Annotated in this window: 26 protein-coding genes and 1 pseudogene; 17 read left to right on the forward strand and 10 right to left on the reverse strand. The window is 74.4% G+C overall.

Going from position 1 to position 23,930, the window contains the following annotated elements:
- A pseudogene (locus ACFE60_RS07870) lies at positions 1-501 on the forward strand (serine hydroxymethyltransferase); the annotation flags it as partial.
- 405 nt (positions 502-906) lie between these two features.
- Here the strand turns inward: ACFE60_RS07870 and ACFE60_RS07875 are convergent.
- Positions 907-1,746 carry a bifunctional 5,10-methylenetetrahydrofolate dehydrogenase/5,10-methenyltetrahydrofolate cyclohydrolase gene (locus tag ACFE60_RS07875; protein WP_375388301.1) on the reverse strand — a complete coding sequence of 280 codons (840 nt, stop codon included), beginning with the start codon at positions 1,744-1,746 and terminating at the stop codon, positions 907-909.
- 51 nt (positions 1,747-1,797) lie between these two features.
- On the opposite strand from ACFE60_RS07875, the gene ACFE60_RS07880 reads away from it, so the two are divergent.
- On the forward strand, positions 1,798-2,724 hold the full coding sequence (locus ACFE60_RS07880) for an aldose 1-epimerase family protein (RefSeq protein ID WP_375388302.1): 927 nt from the start codon (positions 1,798-1,800) through the stop codon (positions 2,722-2,724).
- A 69-nt stretch (positions 2,725-2,793) separates the two neighbouring features.
- On the opposite strand, the gene ACFE60_RS07885 is transcribed toward ACFE60_RS07880, so the two are convergent.
- On the reverse strand, positions 2,794-3,204 hold the full coding sequence (locus ACFE60_RS07885; RefSeq protein WP_375388303.1) for a DUF3054 domain-containing protein: 411 nt from the start codon (positions 3,202-3,204) through the stop codon (positions 2,794-2,796).
- Between the two features lie 89 nt (positions 3,205-3,293).
- On the opposite strand from ACFE60_RS07885, the gene ACFE60_RS07890 reads away from it, so the two are divergent.
- The 3 genes from ACFE60_RS07890 to ACFE60_RS07900 are packed head-to-tail and all read left to right on the forward strand — an operon-like array spanning position 3,294 to position 5,078.
- Entirely contained in the window at positions 3,294-4,451 is a 1,158-nt protein-coding gene (locus tag ACFE60_RS07890; protein ID WP_375388304.1) for an anion permease, read from the forward strand.
- On the forward strand, positions 4,451-4,663 hold the full coding sequence (locus ACFE60_RS07895; RefSeq protein WP_375388305.1) for a hypothetical protein: 213 nt from the start codon (positions 4,451-4,453) through the stop codon (positions 4,661-4,663). The genes ACFE60_RS07890 and ACFE60_RS07895 overlap by 1 nt, the downstream gene beginning before the upstream one ends.
- A 40-nt stretch (positions 4,664-4,703) precedes the next feature.
- Positions 4,704-5,078 carry a VOC family protein gene (locus ACFE60_RS07900; RefSeq protein WP_375388306.1) on the forward strand — a complete coding sequence of 125 codons (375 nt, stop codon included), beginning with the start codon at positions 4,704-4,706 and terminating at the stop codon, positions 5,076-5,078.
- A 63-nt stretch (positions 5,079-5,141) separates the two neighbouring features.
- Here the strand turns inward: ACFE60_RS07900 and ACFE60_RS07905 are convergent, their stop codons facing one another.
- The 4 genes from ACFE60_RS07905 to ACFE60_RS07920 are packed head-to-tail and all read right to left on the reverse strand — an operon-like array spanning position 5,142 to position 8,252.
- A complete protein-coding gene (locus tag ACFE60_RS07905) occupies positions 5,142-6,014 on the reverse strand; it encodes an N-acetylneuraminate synthase family protein (protein WP_375388307.1) in 873 nt (290 codons plus the stop codon).
- Positions 6,011-7,183, reverse strand: coding sequence for a cytidylyltransferase domain-containing protein (locus ACFE60_RS07910; protein WP_375388308.1), 1,173 nt, complete (start codon positions 7,181-7,183; stop codon positions 6,011-6,013). Before ACFE60_RS07910 ends, ACFE60_RS07905 begins: the two co-directional genes overlap by 4 nt.
- Entirely contained in the window at positions 7,180-7,584 is a 405-nt protein-coding gene (locus tag ACFE60_RS07915) for a hypothetical protein (protein WP_375388309.1), read from the reverse strand. The genes ACFE60_RS07910 and ACFE60_RS07915 overlap by 4 nt, the downstream gene beginning before the upstream one ends.
- Positions 7,581-8,252: a hypothetical protein gene (locus ACFE60_RS07920; RefSeq protein WP_375388310.1), complete on the reverse strand. Its 672-nt coding sequence runs from the start codon at positions 8,250-8,252 to the stop codon at positions 7,581-7,583. Before ACFE60_RS07920 ends, ACFE60_RS07915 begins: the two co-directional genes overlap by 4 nt.
- A gap of 74 nt (positions 8,253-8,326) precedes the next feature.
- Here ACFE60_RS07920 and ACFE60_RS07925 point away from each other — a divergent pair, with 74 nt between their 5' ends.
- The 3 genes from ACFE60_RS07925 to ACFE60_RS07935 all read left to right on the forward strand — a co-directional run bounded on the left by ACFE60_RS07925 (position 8,327) and on the right by ACFE60_RS07935 (position 10,727).
- A complete protein-coding gene (locus tag ACFE60_RS07925) occupies positions 8,327-9,520 on the forward strand; it encodes a DUF6716 putative glycosyltransferase (protein ID WP_375388311.1) in 1,194 nt (397 codons plus the stop codon).
- Positions 9,521-9,588: 68 nt separating this feature from the next.
- Positions 9,589-10,482 carry a hypothetical protein gene (locus ACFE60_RS07930; protein ID WP_375388312.1) on the forward strand — a complete coding sequence of 298 codons (894 nt, stop codon included), beginning with the start codon at positions 9,589-9,591 and terminating at the stop codon, positions 10,480-10,482.
- Positions 10,446-10,727, forward strand: coding sequence for a hypothetical protein (locus tag ACFE60_RS07935; RefSeq protein ID WP_375388313.1), 282 nt, complete (start codon positions 10,446-10,448; stop codon positions 10,725-10,727). Before ACFE60_RS07930 ends, ACFE60_RS07935 begins: the two co-directional genes overlap by 37 nt.
- A 10-nt stretch (positions 10,728-10,737) precedes the next feature.
- Here ACFE60_RS07935 and ACFE60_RS07940 read toward each other — a convergent pair whose 3' ends face one another.
- Positions 10,738-10,998 (reverse strand): hypothetical protein, encoded by a 261-nt coding sequence (locus ACFE60_RS07940; protein ID WP_375388314.1) that lies wholly within the window; start codon positions 10,996-10,998, stop codon positions 10,738-10,740.
- 69 nt (positions 10,999-11,067) lie between these two features.
- Between ACFE60_RS07940 and ACFE60_RS07945 the strand changes: the two genes are divergently transcribed.
- Genes ACFE60_RS07945 through ACFE60_RS07960 form a run of 4 tightly spaced genes read left to right on the forward strand, consistent with a single transcriptional unit; the run spans position 11,068 to position 15,464 of the window.
- Positions 11,068-12,564, forward strand: a complete 1,497-nt coding sequence (locus tag ACFE60_RS07945; RefSeq protein ID WP_375388315.1) for an MmgE/PrpD family protein — start codon at positions 11,068-11,070, stop codon at positions 12,562-12,564.
- Positions 12,564-13,475 (forward strand): methylisocitrate lyase, encoded by a 912-nt coding sequence (prpB, locus tag ACFE60_RS07950; RefSeq protein WP_375388316.1) that lies wholly within the window; start codon positions 12,564-12,566, stop codon positions 13,473-13,475. Before ACFE60_RS07945 ends, prpB begins: the two co-directional genes overlap by 1 nt.
- A gap of 3 nt (positions 13,476-13,478) precedes the next feature.
- Positions 13,479-14,588: a bifunctional 2-methylcitrate synthase/citrate synthase gene (locus ACFE60_RS07955; RefSeq protein ID WP_375388317.1), complete on the forward strand. Its 1,110-nt coding sequence runs from the start codon at positions 13,479-13,481 to the stop codon at positions 14,586-14,588.
- Positions 14,589-14,630: 42 nt separating this feature from the next.
- Complete coding sequence (locus ACFE60_RS07960) at positions 14,631-15,464, forward strand: endonuclease/exonuclease/phosphatase family protein (RefSeq protein WP_375388318.1); 834 nt, start codon at positions 14,631-14,633, stop codon at positions 15,462-15,464.
- Between the two features lie 105 nt (positions 15,465-15,569).
- Here ACFE60_RS07960 and ACFE60_RS07965 read toward each other — a convergent pair whose 3' ends face one another.
- Both ACFE60_RS07965 and ACFE60_RS07970 read right to left on the reverse strand, forming a co-directional pair.
- The gene (locus ACFE60_RS07965) at positions 15,570-16,910 is read right to left on the reverse strand and encodes a DUF222 domain-containing protein (protein ID WP_375388319.1); all 1,341 of its coding nucleotides are present in this window, start codon (positions 16,908-16,910) and stop codon (positions 15,570-15,572) included.
- Between the two features lie 151 nt (positions 16,911-17,061).
- Positions 17,062-17,481 carry a hypothetical protein gene (locus tag ACFE60_RS07970; protein ID WP_375388320.1) on the reverse strand — a complete coding sequence of 140 codons (420 nt, stop codon included), beginning with the start codon at positions 17,479-17,481 and terminating at the stop codon, positions 17,062-17,064.
- A 325-nt stretch (positions 17,482-17,806) separates the two neighbouring features.
- Between ACFE60_RS07970 and ACFE60_RS07975 the strand changes: the two genes are divergently transcribed.
- Complete coding sequence (locus ACFE60_RS07975) at positions 17,807-19,111, forward strand: O-acetylhomoserine aminocarboxypropyltransferase/cysteine synthase family protein (protein ID WP_375388321.1); 1,305 nt, start codon at positions 17,807-17,809, stop codon at positions 19,109-19,111.
- A 104-nt stretch (positions 19,112-19,215) separates the two neighbouring features.
- Positions 19,216-20,097 carry an SMP-30/gluconolactonase/LRE family protein gene (locus ACFE60_RS07980; RefSeq protein ID WP_375388322.1) on the forward strand — a complete coding sequence of 294 codons (882 nt, stop codon included), beginning with the start codon at positions 19,216-19,218 and terminating at the stop codon, positions 20,095-20,097.
- 140 nt (positions 20,098-20,237) lie between these two features.
- Here ACFE60_RS07980 and ACFE60_RS07985 read toward each other — a convergent pair whose 3' ends face one another.
- Positions 20,238-21,050: an SDR family NAD(P)-dependent oxidoreductase gene (locus tag ACFE60_RS07985; RefSeq protein ID WP_375388323.1), complete on the reverse strand. Its 813-nt coding sequence runs from the start codon at positions 21,048-21,050 to the stop codon at positions 20,238-20,240.
- Positions 21,051-21,103: 53 nt separating this feature from the next.
- On the opposite strand from ACFE60_RS07985, the gene ACFE60_RS07990 reads away from it, so the two are divergent.
- From ACFE60_RS07990 to ACFE60_RS08000, 3 genes are all read left to right on the forward strand, one after another.
- Positions 21,104-21,832 carry an SDR family oxidoreductase gene (locus ACFE60_RS07990; protein ID WP_375388324.1) on the forward strand — a complete coding sequence of 243 codons (729 nt, stop codon included), beginning with the start codon at positions 21,104-21,106 and terminating at the stop codon, positions 21,830-21,832.
- Positions 21,833-21,899: 67 nt separating this feature from the next.
- Complete coding sequence (locus ACFE60_RS07995) at positions 21,900-23,144, forward strand: MFS transporter (protein WP_375388325.1); 1,245 nt, start codon at positions 21,900-21,902, stop codon at positions 23,142-23,144.
- Positions 23,141-23,930, forward strand: a 790-nt coding sequence (locus tag ACFE60_RS08000) for a glycoside hydrolase family 3 protein (RefSeq protein WP_375388326.1), incomplete at its 3' end; no start/stop codon positions are given. The genes ACFE60_RS07995 and ACFE60_RS08000, both read left to right, overlap by 4 nt.

Raw genomic sequence — 23,930 nt, forward strand, 5'->3', positions numbered from 1 at the left:
GGCCAGCAGGGCGGGCCGCTCATGCACGTGATCGCCGCGAAGGCGACCGCGTTCAAGATCGCCGGGTCGGAGGAGTTCAAGGACCGGCAGCGCCGCACGCTCGCCGGCGCGCGCCTGCTCGCCGAGCGCCTCACCGCGCCGGACGCCCGCGAGGCCGGCGTCGACGTGCTGACGGGCGGCACCGACGTGCACCTGGTGCTGGCGGACCTGCGCGAGTCGCCGATCGACGGCCGCGAGGCGGAGGACCTGCTGCACGCGGCGGGCATCACGGTGAACCGCAACGCGGTGCCGTTCGACCCGCGGCCGCCGATGCGCACCTCCGGCGTCCGGATCGGGACGCCCGCGCTCGCCACCCGCGGCTTCGGCGAGGAGGAGTTCCGCGAGGTCGGCGACATCATCGCCCGGGTGCTGACGCCGGGCGCCGACATCCCCGGGCTGCGCGCCGAGGTCGAGCGCCTCGCCTCCCGCTTCCCGCTCTACAGCGGCCTCGAGGGCTGGTAGCCCCGTCCGGCCTGCGGGCTCGCGGACTTCCGGGCTTGCAGTTCTCGCGGATCCGCAGTTCTCGCGTGACACGCCGTGCGCAGACGCTCGCAGGCGGCGTGTCGCGGAAGAACTGCGGAACCGCGAGCGGTCGGCTCCGGCAGCACCGCTCGGCCCATCCTGCTGCCGGAGCCGACGGATGCTGCGGGAACCGACGAAGCGGCGTCTGCAGGCCGGCGTGCTGCGCCGAGGCAGGTGACCCTCCGTCGTTCAAGGCTCTCGGGGCACCACAGCTCCTCGCCGGTGGAGCTCGCCGTTCCGCCCTTCTCGGGCGACGCACCGCGTCTCGACCGCCGCGCACCGCGTGTCGCAGCGGAGTTGCGGAACCGCGAGGGTCAGCCGAGCAGCGGACCGCGAGGATCAGCCTCAGGACACGTGGGTGCGCCAGGCCTGCACGGTCTGATCGAGCAGCGTCGCGATCGTCATCGGGCCGACGCCGCCCGGCACCGGCGTGATCAGCGACGCCCGCTCCTTCGCGCCCTCGAAGTCGACGTCGCCGCGGCCGTCCTTGTACCCGGCGTCGATCACGACGGCCCCCGGCCGGATCCACTCGCCCGGGATCAGGCCGGGCAGGCCCACGGCCGCGACGAGCAGCTCGGCGCGCTCGACGTGGGCGCGCAGGTCCTTCGTCAGCACGTGGCACGCCGTGACGGTCGCGCCGTGCGCGGTGAGCAGCGCCGACAGCGGCCGGCCGAGGATCGGGCCCTGCCCGACGACGACGGCCTCGATGCCGGGCAGCGCGACGTCGTACTCGGCGAGCAGCCGCAGGATGCCGCCCGGCGTCGCGGAGGCGTACCCGCCGGCGTCCTCCGCCATCCGCGCGTAGGAGGCGAAGGTGACGCCGTCGACGTCCTTGTCCGCGGCGATCGCCTCGAACGCGGCGCGCTCGTCGACCTGCGGCGGCACCGGGTGCTGCAGCAGGATGCCGTCGATCTCCGGATCGGAGGAGAGCGCCTCGATCGTCGTCAGCAGCCGCTTCGTCGTGGTGGTCGAGGGCAGGTCGACCCGCCGCGTCGCGAGCCCGGCCGCCTGCGCCCGCCGCACCTTCATCCGCACGTAGGTGTGCGACGCCGGGTCGCCGCCGACGAGCACCGTCGCGATGCAGGGCGGGCGCAGCCCGGCGTCGACGCCGGCGCGGACCTCCTCCGCGATGCGCTCGAGCGTGGTGGCCGCGAGGGCGGATCCGTCGATGAGGCGCGCGGTCATGCCGCCCACGGTATCGGGCGGCGTGCCGGACGCCCGTCCTAGGGTCGCAGGGTGACCCCCGCGACCGGTGAGCAGCACGTCCTCCGCCTCGACGCGGAGGGAGGAGCGGTCACGGCGGTCGTCGCCGAGCTGGCGGCGAGCCTGCGCCGCGTGCAGGTCGGCGGGACGGACCTGGTGCAGGACTACGGCGCCGACGCGCTGCCGTCCGGCGCCTCGGGCATCGTGCTCGCGCCGTGGCCGAACCGCGTGCGCGACGGGCGGTGGGCGCTCGACGGGGCGGCGCAGCAGCTGGACGTCACCGAGCCGGCCAAGGGCAACGCGAGCCACGGCCTGCTGCGGAACACCGGCTACCGGGCCGTGGATCGCAGCGAGTCGGCCATCACCCTGGCCGCGACGGTGTTCCCGCAGCACGGCTACCCGTTCCACCTCGAGACGACGGTGCGGTACGCGCTGACGGCGACCGGGATCGAGATCACGCACGAGGTGCGGAACGCGGGAGCCGGCACGGCGCCGTTCGGCGTCGGCTGCCACCCCTACCTCCGCGTCGGGGACGCCGCGATGCGCGACCTGGTCGTCACGGTGTCCGGCGACCGGATGCTGGAGACCGACGAGCGCAGCCTGCCGGTGCGCGAGGTCGGGGTGGCCGGCACGCCGCAGGACCTGCGTGGCGGGCGGTCGCTCGCGGGCACCGATCTCGACACCGCCTACACCGGCCTCGCGACGGTCGACGGGCGGGTGCGGCACCGGCTCACCGCGCCGGACGGCCGAGCCGTCGAGCTCGCCGCCGAACCGGTGTTCGCCTGGGCACAGGTGTTCACCACCGAGGTCTACGACACCGACGACGGTCACATCGGCGCGGTCGCGATCGAGCCGATGACCTGCCCGGCCGACGCCTTCAACTCCGGCACCGACCTGCTGCACCTCGCGCCGGGCGAGCGCTGGTCCGCGTCGTGGGGCCTGGCCCTCATCGCGCCCTGACCGACCGCTGTGCTCACGCTTCGTGCCGCTCGATCGCGGTGCCGGCGGAACGGAGCGTGAGCGATGTGCCTACTTGCGGCGGAGGAAGTAGGCGATCGGGCCAGGGGTGTCGCGGCCGCGCGACGCGGAGCGGTCCAGCGCGATCAGCAGCACCCGCCAGCCGAGCAGGAAGGCGCCGACCACGATGGAGGCGACGCCCACGAACGCGGGCTGCACGCCCTGATCCGTGAGGGCGCGCAGCACCATGCCGATCACGACGGTGCAGAGCCAGGCGGGGATCCCGGTGCGGGCGGCGGCGAACGGCGCCCGCCACCCGCGCGCGGCGCACCATCCGGCGACCAGCCCGGCGGCGAACGGCCAGAAGGTGACCACGAAGTCCGCCTGGTCCTCGCGGTGGCTCGCCCTGCCGATCACCACGAAGACCCCGACGAGCGCGAGGTCGACGGCGAACGCGACGAGCGCACGCCAGCGGGGGTCCATGCGGGACATCCTCCCAGCGCCGCCGCGCACGGCCGACTCGCAGCAGCGCGCCTCCCGCTGTTCACCGGGCGCACCTACCGTCGCCCTCCGTGGACGCCTCCCTGCTGATCACCGTCGTGCTGGTCGTCGTGTTCGCGCTCGTGTTCGACTTCACGAACGGGTTCCACGACACCGCGAACGCCATGGCGACCTCGGTCGCGACCGGCGCGCTGAAGCCCAGGACTGCCGTGATCATCGCGGGCGTGCTGAACCTGGTCGGCGCGTTCCTCTCCACCGAGGTGGCGCAGACCATCTCCTCCGGGATCATCCGGACCGACTCGAGCGGGAAGGAGCTGATCACCCCCGCGCTGATCTTCGCCGGCCTGATCGGCGCGATCCTCTGGAACTTCGTCACGTGGTACTTGGGCCTGCCGTCCAGCTCGTCCCACGCGTTGTTCGGCGGCCTGATCGGTGCAGCGATCCTCGGCGCCGGCGTCGGCGCGGTCGACTGGGGGAGCGTCGTCTCGAAGATCCTGCTGCCCGCGCTGCTCGCGCCGCTGGTGGCCGGCGTCGCGGCGCTGATCGGCACCGTGATCGTCTACCGGATGACGAAGCAGGCGACCGTGCCGCACGCGAAGCCCGCGTTCCGCGTGGCGCAGACGGTGTCCGCCTCCCTCGTCGCCCTGGCCCACGGCACGTCCGACGCGCAGAAGACGATGGGCGTCATCACGTTGACCCTCGTCGCGGCGAATCTGCAGTCGGGCGGCACCGGTCCGCAGTTCTGGGTCATCCTCAGCTGCGGGCTCGCGATCGGGCTCGGCACCGCGATCGGCGGGTGGCGGATCATGCGCACGGTCGGCGTGCGGATCACCCCGGTCGAGTCGCCGCAGGGCTTCGCGGCGGAGTCCGCCTCCGCCGCCACGATCCTCGCCTCCTCCCACCTCGGCTTCCCGCTGTCGACCACGCAGGTCGTGTCCGGCTCGATCGTCGGCGTGGGGCTCGGCAAGCGGCTGTCGGAGGTGCACTGGGGCGTCGCCGGGAGGATCGGCATCGGCTGGGTGCTGACCCTGCCGGCCGCCGCCGCGGTCGGTGCACTCGCGGCGTGGATCGCGATCGGCAGCGCCGCCGGGCTGATCATCGTCGCGGTCGTCGCGGCCGCCGCCATCGGCTTCATCTACTGGCTGGCGAAGAAGTCGCCGGTCGACCACCACAACGTCAACGAGGGAGCGCCGGAGGCGGCGCCGAAGCTGCAGGAAGCGAGCGCCTGATGATCGACTGGACCGCACTCCTCGTCGTGGCGGGCGTCGTCCTGCTGGCGACCGTGCTGCTGACCACCTGCTACTCCGGCGGCGTGCGCCTGCTGGAGACGGCCGGCGCCACGAGCGCCGTCGCCCGCGTGGGCGCGTACGCCTGCTTCGCGGTGTGCGTCGCCGCGGTGCTGTTCGGCCTCTGGGTGATCGTCCCCCAGTTCCATCCGTGACCCGGACGGAGGATGCTCGATCCTGAGCGGAGGAGGCGCGATGGAGCGAGCGGAGATCCAGCTGATCATCGTCCCGGTGGCGGACGCGGACCGGTCGAGGGCGTTCTACGAGGGCAGGCTCGGCTGGCACGTCGACTTCGACCAGGTGGTGAGCCCCGAGCTGCGGTTCGTGCAGATCACCCCGCCGCGGTCCGCGTGCTCGATCGCGTTCGGGCCGGGCCTCTCGACGATGGCGCCGGGCTCGCTGCGGGCGATCCAGGTCGTGATCGACGACGCGGACGCCGCCCTCGCGGAGCTGCGCGAGGCGGGCGTCGACGCGGACGGCGTGGACGAGCAGGCCTGGGGCCGCTTCGTCACCTTCCGCGATCCCGACGGCAACGGCTGGACCCTGCAGCAGCTGCCGGTCCGCGCCTGACGGATCCGTTCTGAAGGAACTTCTGCGCTGACATCGCAGAAGTTCCTTCAGAATGGAAAGGGGTCAGGCGTCGACGCGGCGCAGCTTCGAGAGCGGGGCGAGCTCGCCCGGGAAGACGCGCTTGACCCCGTCGCCCATCGCGGTGCCGATGATGCGGATGTCGCGCACGAGGCTCATCAGGCCGTGCGGCTCCAGCGAGGCGGCATGGTCGCTGCCCCACATCGCGCGGTCGAGCGTGATGTGCCGCTCCACCGCCACGGCGCCCATGGCGACCGCCGCGAGCGAGATCTGCAGCCCGGGCTCGTGGCCGGAGTACCCGACCGGGACGCCGTAGCGCGCCTTGAGAGCCGGGATCATCAGCAGGTTCGCCTCCTCGGGAGGCAGCGGGTAGGTGCTCGTCGCGTGCAGCATCACCAGCCGCTCGGTACCCAGCACCTCGACCGCGCGGTCGATCTGCTCCAGCGTCGACATGCCGGTCGACAGGATCACGGGCTTCCCCGTGTCGCGCATCCGCTGCAGCAGCCCGATGTCGGTCACCGACGCCGACGCGACCTTGTACGCGACCGTGTCCAGGTCCTCGAGGAAGTCGACGGAGGGCTCGTCCCACGGGGACGCGAACCAGTCGAGGCCCTTGCCGTCGGCGTACTCGCCGACCTCCGCGTACTGGTCCTTCTCGAACTCCACCCTGTAGCGGTACTCGAGGTAGGTCATCGTGCCCCAGGGCGTCTCGCGCGGGACCGACTTCATGTGCTCCGGCGTCGAGATCGCCGGGGTGCGCTTCTGGAACTTCACCGCCTGCGCGCCGGCGAGCGCCGCCACGTCGATCAGCTTCTTGGCGATCTCGACGTCGCCGTTGTGGTTGAGCCCGATCTCCCCGATCACGTAGACCGGGTTCCCCTCGCCGACCGTGTACCGGCCGATCCGCACGTCGCTCACGTCCTGCTCCTCTCGTCCGTCGCGGCGAGCACGAGCTCCGCCGCCTCGCGGACGGCGCCCTGGCCGCCCCGCTTCCGCAGCACCACTCGTGCCGCGCGCTGCACCGCCGGGTGCGCGTCGGCGACCGCGACCGGCCAGCCGACGAGCGCCATGGCGCTGAGATCGTTGACGTCGTTGCCGACGTAGGCGCACCGCTCCGGGTCCACGCCCTGCTCGGCGAGCCAGGCGCCGAGCGCCGTCGCCTTGTCGTCGACGGCCTGCAGCACCGGGATCCGCAGCTTCGCGGCCCGCGCGCCGACGACGCCGTTCCGCTCCTTCGACAGGATCAGCATCCGCACGCCCGCGGCCAGGAGGCGCTCGACGCCCAGGCCGTCCGAGCGGCTCACCCGCACCGACTCGACGCCGTCCTCGCGCACGGTGGCGGCGTCGTCGGTGTGCACGCCGTCGAAGTCGGTGACGAGCGCGTCGACCGGCAGCGCCACCGGCTGATCGTCCAGCACGGTCGCGAGCACGCGAGCGAGCTCGAGCTCGTGGGCGTCGTCGATCTCCACCGCCCGGTCCGCGCCGACCCGCTCGATCGCCGTGCGGCCGAAGAAGCGGAACCCGGCCTCGCGGAACCCGGAGGCGCGGAGCACGTAGAACGCGCCGGTCTCCTGGAAGTGCGGCTCGCGGTCCTGCCGTCGTGGCCGGAGGGACGCATCGTGGTTCACCGCGGAGCCGTCCGCGCGCCAGAGGAAGGCGTAGGTCTCGAAGGCGGACAGCACGCTGTCGGCCTCGTCGTGCAGCACGCGGCGCACCGCTCGGGCGAGCGGCGCCGGTTCGATGAACGGGCTCGTCGCCTGGAGGAAGGCGAGCACCGTCGGTTCGACCCCCTCCGCGCCCAGCACGTCGAGGGCGTGCAGCAGCGCCGACTCGCTGGTCGCGGCGTCGCCGGCGAGGTCCCCTGGACGGTCGATCACGGCCGCGCCCGCCGCGAGGGCGGCCGCGGCGATCGCGTCGTCGTCGGTGCTGACGCGCACGTCCGCGATGCCCGCGGCGCGGGCGGCGGCGACGGCGCGTGCCACCAGCGGGACCCCGCCGACCGGCGCGACGTTCTTGCCCGGCACGCCCTTCGAGCCGCCGCGGGCGGGGATGACGGCGACCGCCTCGGCGGCGGAGAACCCGCTCACGACGCCGCCTCCGCCCGTTCACCGGACGTTCGCCGACCCGCCACGCGGTCCGGTGCGCTCCGCGCGCGCCTGCCGCGCCCGACCTGCTGCTCGAGCCGGCCGATCCGCTCCTCGTAGAAGGCGATCGCCGCGAGCCGGGACCGCTGCCGCGCGGCCTCCGCGTCCGTGTCGACGGGCCCGAGCCGGGTTGCGGCATCGAGCTGCTCGGTCAGCGTCGCGACGTGCGCGGCGAGCAGGAGGTGGTCGCGCTCCAGCTCGGCGACCCGCGTGCGCAGGGCGCGCACCTCCTCGGGCAGGGCGCCGCGCACGGCGATGGCGGCGGCCTCGAGCCGGGCGGCGGCGCGCGGGTGGCGGCGGCGCTGCACCTGCCACACCGGGGCGAGTCGACGGAGCGGGTTCACGCCAGCGGCTCCAGCCAGCCGGCGCGCTGCCAGGACGCGAGCGCCCTTCCTTCCCGGTCCAGGCGGTGCTCGGGGGTCAGCGTCACCGGACCGCCCCAGTGGTGGTCGAGCCCGGCAGCAGGCCCCCGAGCCGCCGGGACGCCCGGGAGCAGGCTCGAGCCGGCGAGCAGGATGCGTGCATGCGGGAACAGTCGGTGCATCAGGTGAACGGCGAGTGTCCCCGTGGTGGGCCAGGCGACCGCGACACGCCCGAGCCGCATCGCGCTGCGTGTCCGGGAGGTGAACTCGCGGTTCGAGATCGGGATCAGCTCCAGATCGGCGGGCCACCACGGCGGCAGCGGCTCCGACTCCCAGAACGCCCGGCCCGGTTCCGCCAGCAGGTACAGCCGGTCGGCGTGGTCACGGAACGTGTCCGGGCCCGGTCGTACCGCCCGGTGCAGCACCACGACGTCCGTCCTGGTGCCGATCGCGGGCTCGTGCCGGTCCACCGCGAAGGTCGTCATCCGCACGACGAGGTCCGCCGCGTCGATCGCCGCGGCCCGGCCGGCGGACGGGCCGAGCGGGGCGTTGCCGACCACGGCGACCGTCCGCGGCAGCCGTCCGCCGGCACGCGGCAGCAGCAGGCGGCGGAGGATCTGCGTCTGCTGCGGGGCCGGAGGAGGGAGCACGGCCGCGGATGGTAACCACAGCGGGTAACCGGCTTCCCCTATCGTTCCGGCCCGCGGAGCAGAGGAGGACGCGCATGCAGGTGCTGCTGGTGGCGAACTTCGACTCGGGGCTCAAGTACGCGGGCCGGGTCGCGGAGGCGGTCGCGCGCGCCGGCGGCGAGCCGGACATCCGGATCCCGACGACGGTGTCCCCGCACCGGCTCGGTGCCGACCAGGTCGTCGCGGCGACCGGCAGGCCGGTCCGCTACGAGCCCTGGGACGACATCGTGCGCGCGGCCGCCGGCAGCGACGTGGTCGTCCCGGTGTTCGAGGGCCCGCTCGTCGAGCGCTTCATCCGCGAGGTGCACGAGGCCGCCGGGCCCCGCATGCCGGTCGTCGGCGCCGGCTACGTCGGGATGGTGCTCTACGACGTGATCGGCGGCTACCTGTCCCGCTCGCTCGCCGACGTGCTGGCCGTCAACTCCCGCGCCGACCTCGCCGAGTTCGCGGCCGCCGCGAGGGGCCTCGGCCTGCCGGACGGGAACCTGCTGCTGGCCGGGCTCGCGCTGCTGCCGGCCGCGACGCTGCCGATGCGGGACGGGCCGATCCGCACGGTCCTGCTCGCGGACCAGCCCACCGTGCCGCGCCGGGTCGCCGACCGCGCGTACCTCTGGGACCGGCTGCTCGCCTACGCGCGCCTGCACCCCGACCGCGAGGTCCTCCTCCGCCCGCGGCACCGCCCCGGGGAGGAGACCTTCCACCGCATGGAGCACTCGCCGGTCGCCTGGGCGGCGACCAGGACGCTGCCGCCGAACCTCGTGATCGAGCACGCCCCGATCGACACCCTGATCCCGCGCAGCGACCTGCTGCTCACCGTCTCGTCGACCGCCGCGCTCGAGGCGATCGCGGCCGGCACCCGCGTCGCCTTCGTCGCCGACTGGGTGGGGGACGCCGCGCTCAACCCGCGCCTGCTGCCGTCCGGCCTGCTGCGCCGGTTCGACGACATCGACGCCGACCGGATCGGCACCGCCGACCCGGCCTGGCTCGCCGACGTCTTCCCGGCGGCCGAGGGTCCCGCTCCCGCCGAGCGGTTCGCCCGGCGGCTGCTCGCCGTCGCGGCGGGGGAGGCGCCCCGCATGCACCAGGAGCTGTGGGACTCGTCCTTCTCCGCCGGTCGGCGGGCGACCGACGCCGTGCTCGCGGATCGGGCGGTGGTCGCCCGCCGCTTCACGCCGCGGCGGGTCGCGGCCGGTGCGCTGCGCCGGGCGCTCCGAGCGGTGCAGGGCTGATGCGTTCACCCTCCCGTTCCCGGCCGGCCACCTCCCGGACCGCTGGGCGGTCTAGGTTCTCGCGGACCATGCCGACCTCGCCGGACGTCCTGACCCGTCCCCGGACGGACGCGCAGCGCCGCGTCGTCGTGGCGAAGGGGATCGGCACGGCCGACCGCGTCGCCGCCGCGTTGACGTCGGCGCTCGCCGACCCGGACGCGCACGCGGTCCTGCTCGTCGACGCCGGTGTGGACATCGGGCCCGCAGCGGTCCGGGCCGCCGCCGAGCGGCTCGCCGCGGACGACGCCGTCGACGTGATCGCCTGGCGGCGGGACGGCGATCCCGCCTCGTGCGTCGCCGCGCTGCTGCCCCTCGACGCGGTCAGGGCCGTCGGCCTCGCGCACGCCGGGCTGACCCGCGCGGCGCTCGCCGACCTGGTGCTGCGCGCCGACGCCGCCGGCTTCCGCGCCGTCGACGCGACCGATCGCGTCGACGCGTCCCGGGCGGCCGGGCCGACCGCCAGGGACCGGATCCTGCTCGCGCTGCTGCACGAGCCGGTCGCCGCGCGAGGCAGGGTGCTGCGGGCGGGCCTCCTGACCGAGGCGCGGTCGCTGCTCGCCGGCCGTCGGGTCGAGGTCGCTGCGCGGCACCGCGACCTGGCCGCGGTGCTGGCCGCCCCGGCCGCCGACGAGCGCACCGCGCTGCGCGAGGGCGGGGCCCTCGTCGTGCCCGGCGGCGTGCTGCAGCGGTCGTGGACGCTGCACGTCCGCCTCTGGTTCGGCTGGGCCAGGCTGCGCCGCATCGCCCGCGCCGGAGCGTTCGAAGGGGCGGCTCCGGAGGCGTGGGCGACGCGGCGGTCGGAGGCGGTCGCGCCGGTGACCGACACGCGGACGGACGGTGAACGGGGGCGGGCGGAAGGGCGACCGCAGGACGTACGCTGGCGCCCGTGGTCGACGACGAGGCGGGGATCGAGCGCGGCCTGATCCGCTCGGTCGACGAGCACATCACCGACCGCTACGGCGTGGTCGTCGACGACGTCGTGCTGCGCACCTGGGGCAACGAGCAGATCGAGCTGACCTACCTGCTGCTCAGCGCGGCGATCAGCGCCTCCGGCGCCGAGGTCGACGAGGCGGACCTGTGGCTCGTCGCGCGGGCGGTGGCGTTCCCGGGCGCGACACCGCGGAACGCCGCCGTGCTCACGCGCGCACCGGTGGTCCGCTCGGCCTGAGCGCGGGCCGCTACTCGGGACGGAAGCGGCGGCGGCGGCGTGGGGGAGCGAGCTCCTCCGCCGCGGCGCTCGAGTAGTCGTAGCGCACGGGGTCGCCCTGGTGCCCCTCCGTCAGCGCGTACTCCACGCCGTCGCGGTTGAGTCGCAGCGGCAGGCCCGCCGAGGGGATGACCATCATCTCCCTGGTGTCCGGCACGGGGGCGTCGACGAACTCCACGACCACCTCGTCGCCGGGCTCAGGAGCCTCGTGCCGCACATGCCGTCCCGCCACGGGTCGAGGCTAGCGCCGCTCGCCCGGGCGCGCACCGATGCGCAGGGAAGCGGTGGTTACTGTCTCAGCATGAGGACCCGTTCCGTGCGACCGCACCGCAGCGACGAGGTCTTCCCTCGTGAGGAGCACCTCGCGTGGGCGATCGCGCAGGTCGCCGCCGACCCTGTGCCGATCGACGACGACGTCGCCGAGATGGTCGTGAACCGGGTCATCGACAACGCCGCAGTCGCCGTCGCGTCGCTCACGCGCGCCCCGGTCGTCGCGGCCAGGGGGCAGGCGGAGGCGCATCCCGCCGCGCCGGGCGCGACCGTGTTCGGGGTGCCCGGCCGCTTCTCGCCGGAGTGGGCGGCGTGGGCGAACGGCACCGCGGTGCGGGAGCTCGACTTCCACGACACGTTCCTGGCCGCCGAGTACTCGCATCCCGGCGACAACATCCCGCCGATCCTGGCCGTCGCCCAGCACACCGGCGCGGACGGGGCGGCGCTGCTCGCGGGGATCGTCACGGGCTACGAGGTGCAGATCGACCTCGCCCGCGCGATCAGCCTGCACCGGCACAAGATCGACCACGTCGCGCACCTCGGGCCGAGCGCCGCGGCCGGCATCGGCACGCTCCTCCGCCTCCCGCCCGAGATCACCTACCAGGCGATCGGGCAGGCGCTGCACACGACGACCGCGACGCGGCAGTCGCGGAAGGGCGAGATCTCGACCTGGAAGGCCTCCGCGCCCGCGTTCGCCGGGAAGGCCGCGATCGAGGCGGTCGACCGCGCGATGCGCGGGCAGACGAGCCCCGCGCCGATCTGGGAGGGGGAGGACGGCGTGATCGCGCAGCTGCTCGACGGGCCGGCCGCCGCGTACGACGTGGCGCTGCCTGGCCCGGGGGAGGCGAAGCGCGCGATCCTCGCGAGCTTCACGAAGGAGCACTCCGCGGAGTACCAGGCGCAGGCGTGGATCGACCTCGCTCGGCGGCTGCGGACGGAGCATCCGGAGCTGCTGGAGCCGGGCGCGATCCGCCGCGTCGTGCTGCACACCTCGCACCACACCCACGCCGTGATCGGGTCAGGGGCGAACGACCCGCAGAAGTACGACCCCGACGCGAGCCGCGAGACGCTCGACCACTCGATCCCGTACATCTTCGCCGTCGCGCTCGAGGACGGCGCGTGGGACCACGTCGCCTCCTACGCACCCGAGCGGGCGCACCGCCCCTCCACCGTCGCGCTGTGGCGATCGGTCGAGACGGCCGAGGACCCGGAGTGGACCCGCCGGTACCACTCGACCGACCCGGCCGAGCAGGCGTTCGGCGGCCGCGCCGTGATCGAGCTGGCGGACGGCCGGACCGTCACCGCGGAGATCGCCGTCGCGGACGCCCACCCGCTGGGCGCCCGGCCGTTCGCCCGTGCCGACTACGTGGGCAAGTTCCGCTCCCTCGCCGCGCCGGTGCTGGCCGTCGACGAGATCGAGCGGTTCCTCGACGTCGCCGAGCGGCTGCCGACCCTGCGGCCGGACGAGCTCGGCGGCCTGACGATCACCGCCTCCGGGCTGCCGGCCGCACCGAAGGGGCTGTTCTGATGCTCTCCTCCACCGTCCCGGCGACCGAGAAGCGGCAGCGCTTCCGGGCGCTGCTCGCCGCCGACGGCGTCGTCCGGATGCCGGGCGCGTTCACCCCGCTGTCCACCCGCCTGATCCAGGAGAAGGGGTTCGAGGGCGTCTACCTCTCCGGCGCGGTCATGGCGAACGAGCTCGGCCTGCCCGACATCGGCCTCACGACCCTGACCGAGGTCGCGACGCGGGCGGCGCAGGTCGCCTCCGCGACCGACCTGCCGGTGCTCGTCGACGCGGACACCGGGTTCGGCGAGCCGATGAACGTCGCCAGGACGGTGCAGATGCTGGAGGACGCGGGCGTCGCCGCGCTGCACATCGAGGACCAGGTCAACCCGAAGCGGTGCGGCCACCTCGACGGCAAGGAGGTCGTCGACGAGCGCACGGCGCTGCAGCGCATCCGCGCCGCGGTGCAGGGCCGCCGCGATCCCGGCCTCGTGATCATGGCCCGCACCGACGTGCGCGGCGTCGACGGCATGGCCGCCGCGGTCGACCGGGCGAAGGCGCTCGTCGACGCCGGCGCCGACGCGGTGTTCCCGGAGGCGATGGCCTCGCTCGAGGAGTTCGCGGCGATGCGCGCCGCCGTCGACGTGCCGATCCTCGCGAACATGACCGAGTTCGGGAAGTCCGAGCTGTTCACGGTCGAGCAGCTGCGGGACGTCGGCGTCGACGTGGTGATCTTCCCGGTCTCCCTGCTCCGGATCGCGATGGGCGCGATCGAGCGCGGCCTCGACGAGCTCGCCGCCGCCGGCTCGCTGCAGGGGCAGGTGCCGACCATGCAGACCCGTACGCGGCTGTACGAGCTGGTCGACTACGCCGCGTACTCGTCGTTCGACGAGGGCGTGGCGTCCTTCGATCTGCGGAACAACAGGAGCGAGTAGCGCATGACCGACATCAGGAAGGGACTCGCCGGGGTCGTCGTCGACACCACGGCGATCTCGAAGGTCAACCCCGACACCAACTCGCTGCTCTACCGCGGCTACCCGGTGCAGCAGCTCGCCGAGCGGTGCTCCTTCGAGCAGGTCGCGTGGCTGCTGTGGCACGGCGAGCTGCCGACCGAGGGCGAGCTGGCGGCGTTCGAGGCGCGGGAGCGCGCGGGCCGCGCCCTCGACCCCCGCGTCAAGGGCCTCATCGACGTGACGCCGACGACCGCGCATCCGATGGACGTCGTCCGCACCGCGGTGAGCCTGCTCGGCGCGCTCGACGGCCAGGCCCAGGACATGACGCCGGAGGCGAACCTCGCGAAGGGCGAGCGCCTGCTCGCGGCGATCCCGGCGATCGTCGCCTACGACCAGCGTCGTCGACGCGGCCTGGACGCGATCGAGCCGCGCGCGGACCTCGACTACTCGCGGAACTTCCTCTGGATGACGTTCGGCGAGGAGCCGACGGAGACCGCCGCGGACGTGTTCCGGATCTCGATGGTCCTGTACGCCGAGCACTCGTTCAACGCCTCCACCTTCACGGCGCGCGTGGTCGCCTCCACCCTCGCCGACCTGCACTCCGCGGTCACCGCCGCGATCGGCGCGCTGAAGGGGCCGCTGCACGGCGGCGCGAACGAGGCCGTGATGATCGCGTTCGACGAGATCGGCTCGCCCGACCGGGCGGAGGCGTGGCTGGCGGAGGCGCTGGCCGCGAAGCGGAAGGTCATGGGCTTCGGGCACCGGGTGTACAAGCACGGCGACTCCCGCGTGCCGACGATGGAGGCGGCCATGCGGCGCCTCGTCGCCGAGCACGGCGAGGACGACCTGGCCCGGCTGTACGACCGGCTCGCCGCGGCGATGGACGCCACGAAGGGCATCAAGCCGAACCTCGACTACCCCAGCGGGCCCGCCTACCGCCTGCTCGGCTTCGACACCGAGCAGTTCACGCCGCTCTTCGTCGCCTCCCGGGTCACCGGCTGGACGGCGCACGTGATGGAGCAGCTCGCGTCCAACGCGCTGATCCGCCCCCTGTCCGAGTACGTGGGCCCCGAGGAGCGCGAGGTGCCCGCCTGATCCGTCCGGGCTCCTCGGATCGTGGAGGCGCACGCTGCCGCGATGACCTCCTCCGCCGCGATGACCTCCTCCGCGCGGCTGATGACCTGGAACGTGTGGTGGCGGTTCGGCCCGGACGCGATGGCGCGGCAGCCGCTGATCCTCGACACGATCCGGGACGCGGGCGCGGACGTGATCGCGCTCGAGGAGAGCTGGGCCACCGCGGGTGAGACGCAGGCCGGTGCGATCGCCGACGCGCTGGGCTTCCACGCCGTGTTCGCCGGGCCGTCGCTCCCGCCCCTGCCGGACGTGCCCGAGCACCCGGATCAGGTGGGGGTCGACCTCGGGATCGCGCTGGTCAGCCGGTGGCCCGTCAGCGCGAAGCGGGTCGCCGCCATGCCGTCGCGCCACCGGCACGAGGCGCCCGTCACGCTGGTCGCGACGCTCGATCACCCGAGCGGCCCGCTCCACGTCGTCGCGACCTGCCTCGAGTGGGAGCCGGCCTACGGCGACGACCGGATGACGCAGTCGCGGTTCGTCGCCGACCTCGCGACCGATCCGTCGCTGGACGGACCGGCACCGGTGGTGGTCCTGGGCGATCTGAACGCGCCGGCGGGCAGTCCCTTCCTCCGGCCGCTGACGGACGTGCTGCTCGAGACCTGGGACCTGGGTGGCGGCGACCCCGCCGCGGTCACGCTGCGGTCGGCCCATCCGCACGCCCCGCTGGAGGCGGTGGAGCTGATCGACCAGCGGATCGACCACGTGCTGTACCGACCAGGCCGGCCAGGCGTCGATGTCGAGGTGTCGGGAGCGAGACTCGCCGGCGACCCGGTCGATGGGCTCCACCCGTCGGATCACCTGGCCGTGCTCTGCGACCTCACCTGGCGGACCCGCTGACCGTCGTCAGTCCGTGTCGCCGACCACCGGGACGGGGCCGCCGGGTCGCCGTCTCCTGGTGGGCTCGATCCAGGGTGGTGGCACCCCTCCCCACCCGCACGGCCGTCACGCCGCTTCGCGTCGCGCCGGAGCCGGCGGGCGTGGGCCCAACCATCGGCCTTTCTCACGGGTGACCTGCCAACCGTGTCGGTCGAGCAGCTGGTGGCAGCGCCAGCAGAGCAGGATCCCGTTCGCGACGGAGGTGGGTCCGTAGCCCGCGGGGCGGATGTGGGCGGCGTCGCACCAGGCGAGGGGGCTGTCGCAGCAGGGTCCGGCGCAGCCCCGGTCGCGGAGGGCCATGGCGCGGCGCTGGGCTTCGCTGAAGAACCGGCGGCCGGTGCCGAGGTCCAGCGCCTGCGAGGACCCGGACAAGACGACGGGGATGATCTCCGCGTGCGCGGCGAGGGAGCGGGCGACGGAGGCCGGGATGCTGTCCCCGCACCCGATCAGCGCGGCCGCGCCGAGCCCGGTCTCGAGGGCGTCGTCGGACATGGTGACGAGGAGCGTCACGGCGGTGCCGGCGACCTGCCCGTCGTCGTCCTTGATCGCCCGCTTGGCGATCCGCGCGATCCCTTCGACCCGGCGCTGGGCGAGGGGGCGGCGGTCGTCGTCGCCCACGTGCCCGCGGTCGTCGCCGATCTCGAGCGCGAATCGTCTGATCGACGTGTTGGCGTTCAGGGCGGTCTCGAAGAACCCGCTGGTCAGCGCGTCGAGGTCGAGGATCCACCGGGTGATGCCGTCGTCGTGCTTCCGCTTCGTGACCGACGCCTTCGCGACCTGGTCGTCGAAGCGGCGCCCGATCCCCTCCGGATCCGCGTGATCGGGGACCTGTCGGAAGTGGGCCAGCAGCTGGTCGGCGGTGGAGCCCTCCTGCGTCCGCTCGACCAGCTGCCGCTCCAGCTGCAGGGCCTCGTCGCGGCTGAGCGCGGGTGCGACCTTCCGCATCGTGCGCACCAGCGCCGCGGCGACCGTGAGGTCCATGAGGCCCGCCCCGAACGCCTCCGCGACATGCGGGCGCTCGGCGGGGAGCGGCTCGCCGGTGAGCGGTTGCCCGGGCCGGATCGCCTCAGCCAGCCGGACCATCGTCCCGGCGATCTCCCGCGGCAGCCCGGTGACCTCCGCCACGAGGTCCGACGGACCGGAGGCGCCCATCCGCGTCGCGAGCGGGGCGGCGAGGAACCGGTCGCTGCGCGCCGCGATCTCGCCTGCGAGGCGGACCTGCTCGACCTCGAGCAGCCGCCGTGCGCGACTCGCAGCCGTCGACGCCCGCAGCACCTCCGGGTCCGTCGCGAGCCGGATCGAGCCCTCCGAGCAGGCGTCGTCGAACCGGGCACCGACCGACATCCGATCGAAGAGGTGGGAGTAGTCGCCCACCTGCTCGACCAAGGTCGCCGCACTCCGGTTCATACCCGTATTCGAGTACGGGCCACCGACAGTGGAAGCCGAATCGCACCAGGGTGTCTGCGTTCACCGGAACGGCGTGGCCTACGGGGGTTCGGAGTGACAGATGCGGCCCGGACGGACGGTCGCGAGCGCGAACGTCCGGCGGTTCGAGGAGTCAGCGGCGGCGCAGGAAGGGTCGGACGGGGACCTCGTGGTACCCGCCGTCGGCGAGGCCGGCCGCGCGCTCGAAGGGGTTGCCCGCGGCGCGGTCGCCGGTGCGCAGCAGGGACCAGGCGCCGCCCATCAGGTACGCGAGCAGGAACGGCAAGCCCCCGAACCGCAGCCACTGGGAGGCGTGCCGCGACTCGTGCTCGAGCACCCGCGGCAGCGCACCGACCAGGTCGGTGAACCGGCCGCGGGTGAGCACGACGTTCCCGATCGTCATCGCGCCGGCGAGACCGGGGAGGAACCGGAACCCCTCGGCGAGCAGCAGCCCGTGCGGGCCGCCGCGCAGCCGCGCGCCGCCGGCCTTCGCGATGAGCACCCCGAGCGGCGTCGACAGGTTCAGGAGGTTGACGATCCGCCTCAGGTCCATGCCGCGATCCTCCCGCCTCCCGCCCGGACTGCGCCCGCCCGGACTGCGCCCGCTCCGCCTGCGCCCATCCGGCGTCGCCTTCGGTCGGGGCGGCCCTCGCGCGGTAGTCCGCACCTCCGCGCGGTAGGTAGGCCTACCGCGCGACGGCGCACGTACCGCGCGACGAGGTGGGACTACCGCGCGACGGGGTCGGGCTGCCGCACGAGGGTGCGGGTGCCGCGCGGGGCGGGCTACCGCGCGGGGGCGGGGTACTGCGCGGAGCGCACCTGACGCCGTGTTACGTCGCCTCCGGCGGCCGAGCGGGCGCGCGACTACGGTCCGGTCGGTGAGCAGCGACGACGACTGGGGCTTCGACACCGCGCAGATCCATGCCGGCGCCGCACCCGACGCGGGCACCAGGGCCCGCGCGACGCCGATCTTCGCCACCTCCAGCTTCGTCTACGACAGCGCGGAGCAGGCCGCCGCCTCCTTCCTCCTCGAGGACCTGGAGGGGTTCGGCTACACCCGCATGTCCAACCCGACGACCGCCGTCGCCGAGCGGCGCATCGCCCGGCTCGAGGGCGGCGTCGCCGCGGTGGCGACCGCGAGCGGCCAGTCCGCGACCGCGATGGCGCTGCTCAACCTGCTGCGCAGCGGCGACCACATCGTCGTCGCCGGTGAGATCTACGGCGGCACGAGCAACCTGCTCGGCCAGCGGTTCGCCGAGATCGGCATCGCGATCACGAACGTCCCCGTCGCGGACCTCGACGGCTGGCGCGCGGCCGTCCGGCCCAGCACCCGCGCGTTCTTCGTGGAGAGCATCGGCAACCCCACCGGCGCCGTCGCCGACCTCGAGGCGATCGCGGCCGTCGCGCACGAGGAGGCGGAGGTGCCGCTCGTCGTGGACAGCACGCTCGCGACGCCCTACCTCCTCCGCCCGCTCCAGCACGGCGCCGACGTCGTCGTGCACTCGACGACGAAGTTCCTCTCCGGCCACGGCACCGTCATCGGCGGCGTCGTGGTCGACGGCGCCACGTTCGACTTCGGCACGCGTCCCGAGCGCTGGCCCGGCTTCCACACCCCGGACGTCGGGCACGGCTCGGGCGGGTACTGGGAGCGGTTCTCGCCCCTGCGGCAGGCATACAGCCGCCGGCTGCGCAGCACCGTGCTGCGCGACTACGGCCCGGCCCCCTCGCCGTTCAACAGCTTCCTGCTGATCCAGGGCCTCGAGACGCTGAGCCTGCGGATGCGGCAGCACGTCGCGAACGCGGAGGCGCTCGTCGCATACCTGGAGGGGCATGCGCAGGTGGAGCGGGTGCACTACCCGACCGCGACGGGCTCGCCCACGGCCGCGGTGGCGAAGCGGCTGCTGCCGAGGGGCGCCGGCGCGATCGTGTCCTTCGACATCGCGGGCGGCCTCGACGCCGGCCGCCGCTTCGTGGACTCGGTCCGGCTGTTCAGCCACCTCGCGAACGTCGGCGACGTGCGCAGCCTCGTGATCCACCCCGCCTCGACGACGAACTCGGGCCAGTCGGAGGCGCAGCGCGCCGCCGCGGGGATCGGCCCCGGCCTGATCCGTCTGTCGGTCGGCCTCGAGGACGCCGCCGACCTGGTCGCCGACCTCGACCGGGCGTTCGCCGCCGCTCGCTGATCCCCGCGGCGCGTACCGCGCCACCCGCTGCGGGAGGTGGAGCGGTGCGCGCTCCGCAGCCGGCTCCCCGCTGACGGCCACGCGGCAGCGGGGAGGATGGGCCGATGGTGCAGCAGCTCGTGGCCGAGGTCGTCGTCGACACCCCCTCCGAGCACGCGGAGGGGCCGCTCTGGTCGGCCGAGGACGGTGCGCTGCTGTGGGTCGACCAGTACTGGGGCCGGGTGCTGCGCGCGGTGCCGGGCGGCAGCGCCGCGCCGGAGGTGGTCGCGGAGGTCGGCGGGCCGATCGGCGCGATCGTGCCCGCAGCCGGGGGCGGCTGGGCGGTCGCGGCGAACGACGGCTTCGCGCTGCTCGGCCGCGACGGCGCGCTCGCACCCGTCGCCGACGTGCTGCCGGACGACGGGATCGCGCGGCGGATGAACGACGGCAAGTGCGACGCGGACGGCGCCTTCTGGGCCGGATCGATCGCGTTCGGCAAGCAGCGGGGCGTCGCCGCCCTCTACCGGCTGCGCGACGGGGTCGCCGAGGAGATGCTGTCCGGGCTGACGATCTCGAACGGCCTCGCCTGGAGCGCCGACGACCGCTCGTTCTTCTTCACCGACACCCCCGAGCAGACGGTGCGGCGGTTCGCGTTCAGCCCCTCCGGCGACCTCGTGGACCCGGTGGAGGTCGTGCGCATCGATCCCGACGTCGGCTCGCCGGACGGGATGTGCATCGACCGCGAGGGCACGCTGTGGGTGGCGGTCTGGGGCGCGGGCGCGGTGCACCGGTACGCGCCGACCGGCGAGCTGCTCGCCCGCGTGGAGGTCGCGGCGCCGCAGGTGTCCAGCTGCTGCTTCGGCGGCGAGGACCTGCGAACCCTGTTCATCACCACGTCCCGGGAGGGGTACGGCGACCGGGACGTCGCGGCGCACCCGACCGCGGGCTCGATCTTCGCGGTCGACACGGACGCGCACGGGCTGCTGCCGCAGCCGTACCGCGGCTGAGCTCAGCGCCCCGCCGTTCGAGCACGTCAGCAGGGAGGACCGAGCGCTTCAGCAGGAAGGACTCGCATGAGCAGGAAGAAACGTCCTGATGCTTCCTGCTGAACGTGTTCCTTCCTGCTGAAGCGCTCCGGAGCTCCTGCTCAGGTGCTCCGGGACTCCTGCTTCCGTGCTCCGGCCGGGGCCTGGCGATCGAGGCCCGCCGCCTCGTACGCCTTCGCCGGGATCTGGGTGGCGAGCTTCCCGCCGCTCACGTCGATCAGCGCGCCGGTGATGTACCCGGCCGCGTCGCTGGCGAGGAACATGATCACGTCGGCCACGTCGTCCGGCGTCTGCCAGCGGCGCAGGGACAGCGTGTCGAGCAGCCGGTCCTGCGCCGCGGGCGTCATCTCCGCGAAGCCGTTGATCGCGGTCGGCACCATGCCCGGCGCGTAGGCGTTGACCGTGATGCCCCACGGGCCCAGCTCGCTCGCGAGCACGCGGGTGAACTGCACGACCGCGGCCTTGGAGGCGGCGTAGGCCGCGCTGGCCACGCTCGGCACGATCGCGGCGAACGACGCGGCGTTGATGATCCGCCCGCGCCCCGCCGCCTTCATCACCGGGATCACGGCCTGGGAGGCGAGGAACACGCCGCCGACGTTGATGTCGAGGCACGCCTTGAAGCGCGCGGGATCGAGGTCCTCGACCAGCCCCTCCACGTTGATGCCGGCGTTGTTCACCAGCACGTCGATCGTGCCCAACCGCGCGACGACCGCGGCGATCGCGTCTGCCACCGAGCCGGGATCGCCGACGTCGCAGCGGATCGACGCGCGGTCGTCGGGCTCGCCGTCCGGGAACGCGAGGTCGAGCACGGCGACGCGGGCCCCCTCCGCCACCATCCGGTCGGCGACGCCCCGCCCGATGCCCCTGGCGCCTCCGGTGATCACGATCACCCGGTCGTGCAGGTCCAGCTCCATGTCCGCCTCCTCGCGTGGAGCAGCCATACTCTCCGGTCGGAGACGGGAGGCGCATGGGCGGCATCGACGGGCACGTGCTCTGGGTGGTCGGCGGGGGCAGCGGCATGGGCCGCGCGGTGGCGCTCGCCGCTGGCGCGACGGGCCGGACCGTCGTCGTCAGCGGACGGCGCGCCGACCGGCTGCGGGAGGTCGCGACCGGCGTCGAGGAGGCGGGCGGCGCCGCGCTCGTGCTGCCGGGCGACGCGACCGACACGGCCTGGGCGTCCAGCGCGGCCGCGACGATCGTCGACCGCTTCGGGCGGCTGGACGAGGTGGTGCTCGCGGCCGGCCTGAACGCGCCGCGCCGGCGTTGGGACGACCAGTCCATCGCGGACGCGGCGGCCATCGTCGACGTGAACCTGCTCGGCGTGCTCCGCACCGCCGACGCCGCGCTGCCGGCGCTGCGGCAGCGCGGCGGGACCGTCGTGGTGGTCTCCTCCTACTCCGCGTGGGCGTTCAACCCGACCGCCGGCGTCGCGTACAGCGCCGCGAAGGCCGCGCTCGCGCAGGTGTGCCGCACGCTGAACGTCCAGGAGGGGGAGCACGGCGTGCGGGCCACGCACCTGTGCCCGGGCGACGTCGACACCGAGTTCCTCGCCCGGCGCCCCGAGGTGCCCGACGCGGCGGCCCGCGCCGTCATGCTGACCCCCGACGACGTCGCCCGCAGCGTGCTGCACGTGCTCGACGCCCCGCCGCACGTGCGCATCGACGAGCTGGTGATCTCGCCGCTGTCCCAGCGCTGACGAGCGGTGTCGCCCGGCGACCGTAGGGTCGACCGGGCGCGCGAGCGGCGCGTGACGAGGGGTGGGGATGACCGGACCGACGACGCTCGACCGGCACCGGCTGGCCCGGTGGCGGAACGCGATCATCGCGGGGTTCGGCATCGGCGGCATCACGATCTCCGCCTGGGGCACCCGGCTGCCGGCGATCACCGCCGAGCTGGACGCGTCGACGGGGGAGATCGGCACGGTGCTCGCGTTCGTGACCGTCGGCTCCATCGGCGGGCTCCTCGCCGCCACCCCCGTCGCGCACCGCGTCGGGCCGCGCCGCGGCATCAGCGGCGCGATCCTCGTCGTCGCCGTCGCGATGGCCGTGCTCGCGGCCGGCATCGCGCTGCGGGCCGTGCCGCTGCTGGCCGTCGCGTTCGCGATCGCCGGCTTCGGCATCGGTCTCATGGACGTGCTGCTGAACGTGGAGGGCTCGGCCGTCGAACGGGCGGCGGCCCGGACGCTGATGCCGCTGATGCACGCGGCCTGGTCGGTCGGCGTGGCCGTCGGATCGGGCATCGGCGCGGCCTGCGCGGCGCTCGCGATCACGCCGGCGACGCAGTTCGCCGGGGAGGCGGCGCTGATCGCGATCGCGGCGCTGCTGGTGCTCCGGGCCCTGCCCGATCACCCGGCGCCCGTCGACGACGCGCCGCCGCGGCCGCCGGCGGCCGCGATCCGGTCCTGGCTGCGCGGCTGGCTCGATGTGCGCCTCCTGCTCATCGGCCTCGTGATGCTCGGGGTCGAGCTGGGCGAGGGGTCCGCGAACAACTGGCTGACGCTCGGGGTGCAGCGCGAGCACGGGCAGTCCGCGGCCGTCGCCGCCCTGTTCTTCACCGCGTTCGCGCTCGGGGAGGCGACCACCCGCATCGCCGCCGGCCCGGCGATCGACCGCATCGGCCGGGTGCTCGCCGTGCGCATCACGACCGCGATCGGCGTCGTCGGGCTGCTGCTCTTCATCCTCGGCGGCAGCCCGTGGCTCGTGCTGCTCGGGGTGCTGCTCTGGTCGGTCGGGGTCTCGATGGGCTTCCCGCTCGGCATGTCCGCGGCCGCGGAGGGCGGCGGGCCGGACCCGGCAGCCCGCGTGAGCGTCGTCGCGTCCATCGGCTACTTCGCGAACCTCGCGGGACCGCCCGCGGTGGGCATCCTGGCCGACGGGGTGGGCCTGCTGCCGTCGTTCTGGCTGCTGGTGGTCTTCCTGCTCGCGGCGTTCGCCGCTGCCGGATCGCTGGCCGGGCCGTCGCGGGGTGCCACGGCTACGCTCCCGACCGACGGACGGAGCGCTCCATGACCCTCGACGAAGCGGCGAACACGGCTCGGATCGACCGGCTGCTGGCCGACATGACGCCGGAGGAGAAGGCCGGCCAGCTCACCCAGTTCTTCTACTTCTCCCTGCCGCCGGGCGCGGCGGACGACCCGGCGCTCGGGTTGGACGTGACGGCCCAGCCGAAGGCGGTGGAGGCGGCGCTCGCGCGCGGCGGCGTGGGCTCGCTGCTGTTCGTCACCGATCCCGCGCAGACGAACCGCCTGCAGCGGCTGGCGGTCGAGGGCAGCCGCCACGGCATCCCCGCCCTGTTCGGCTTCGACGTGATCCACGGGCTCCGCACGATCCTCCCCGTGCCGATCGCGATGGCGGCGTCGTGGGATCCCGCGACGATCGAGGCCGGTCAGGCGGTCGCGGCGCGGGAGGCGCGCGCGGTCGGCATCCACTGGGCGTTCGCCCCGATGGTCGACGTCGCCAGGGATCCGCGCTGGGGCCGCATCGTCGAGGGCGCGGGGGAGGACCCGTTCCTCGGCGCCGCGGTCGCCGCCGCGCAGGTGCGCGGCTTCCAGGGCGAGGCGATCGGCACGCCCGAGCGGATCGTCGCCGGGCCGAAGCACTTCGCCGGCTACGGGTTCGCGCTCGGCGGCCGCGACTACGACGAGGTGTCGCTCGGCGACGCCGATCTGTGGAACGTCGTGCTGCCGCCGTTCCAGGCCGCGATCGACGCCGGCGCGGGCAACGTCATGACGGCGTACATGGCGCTGAACGGCATCCCGGCGACGGGGAACCGGTGGCTGCTCACCGACGTGCTGC

The organism is uncultured Amnibacterium sp. (assembly GCF_964245895.1).
Lineage (GTDB): Bacteria > Actinomycetota > Actinomycetes > Actinomycetales > Microbacteriaceae > Amnibacterium.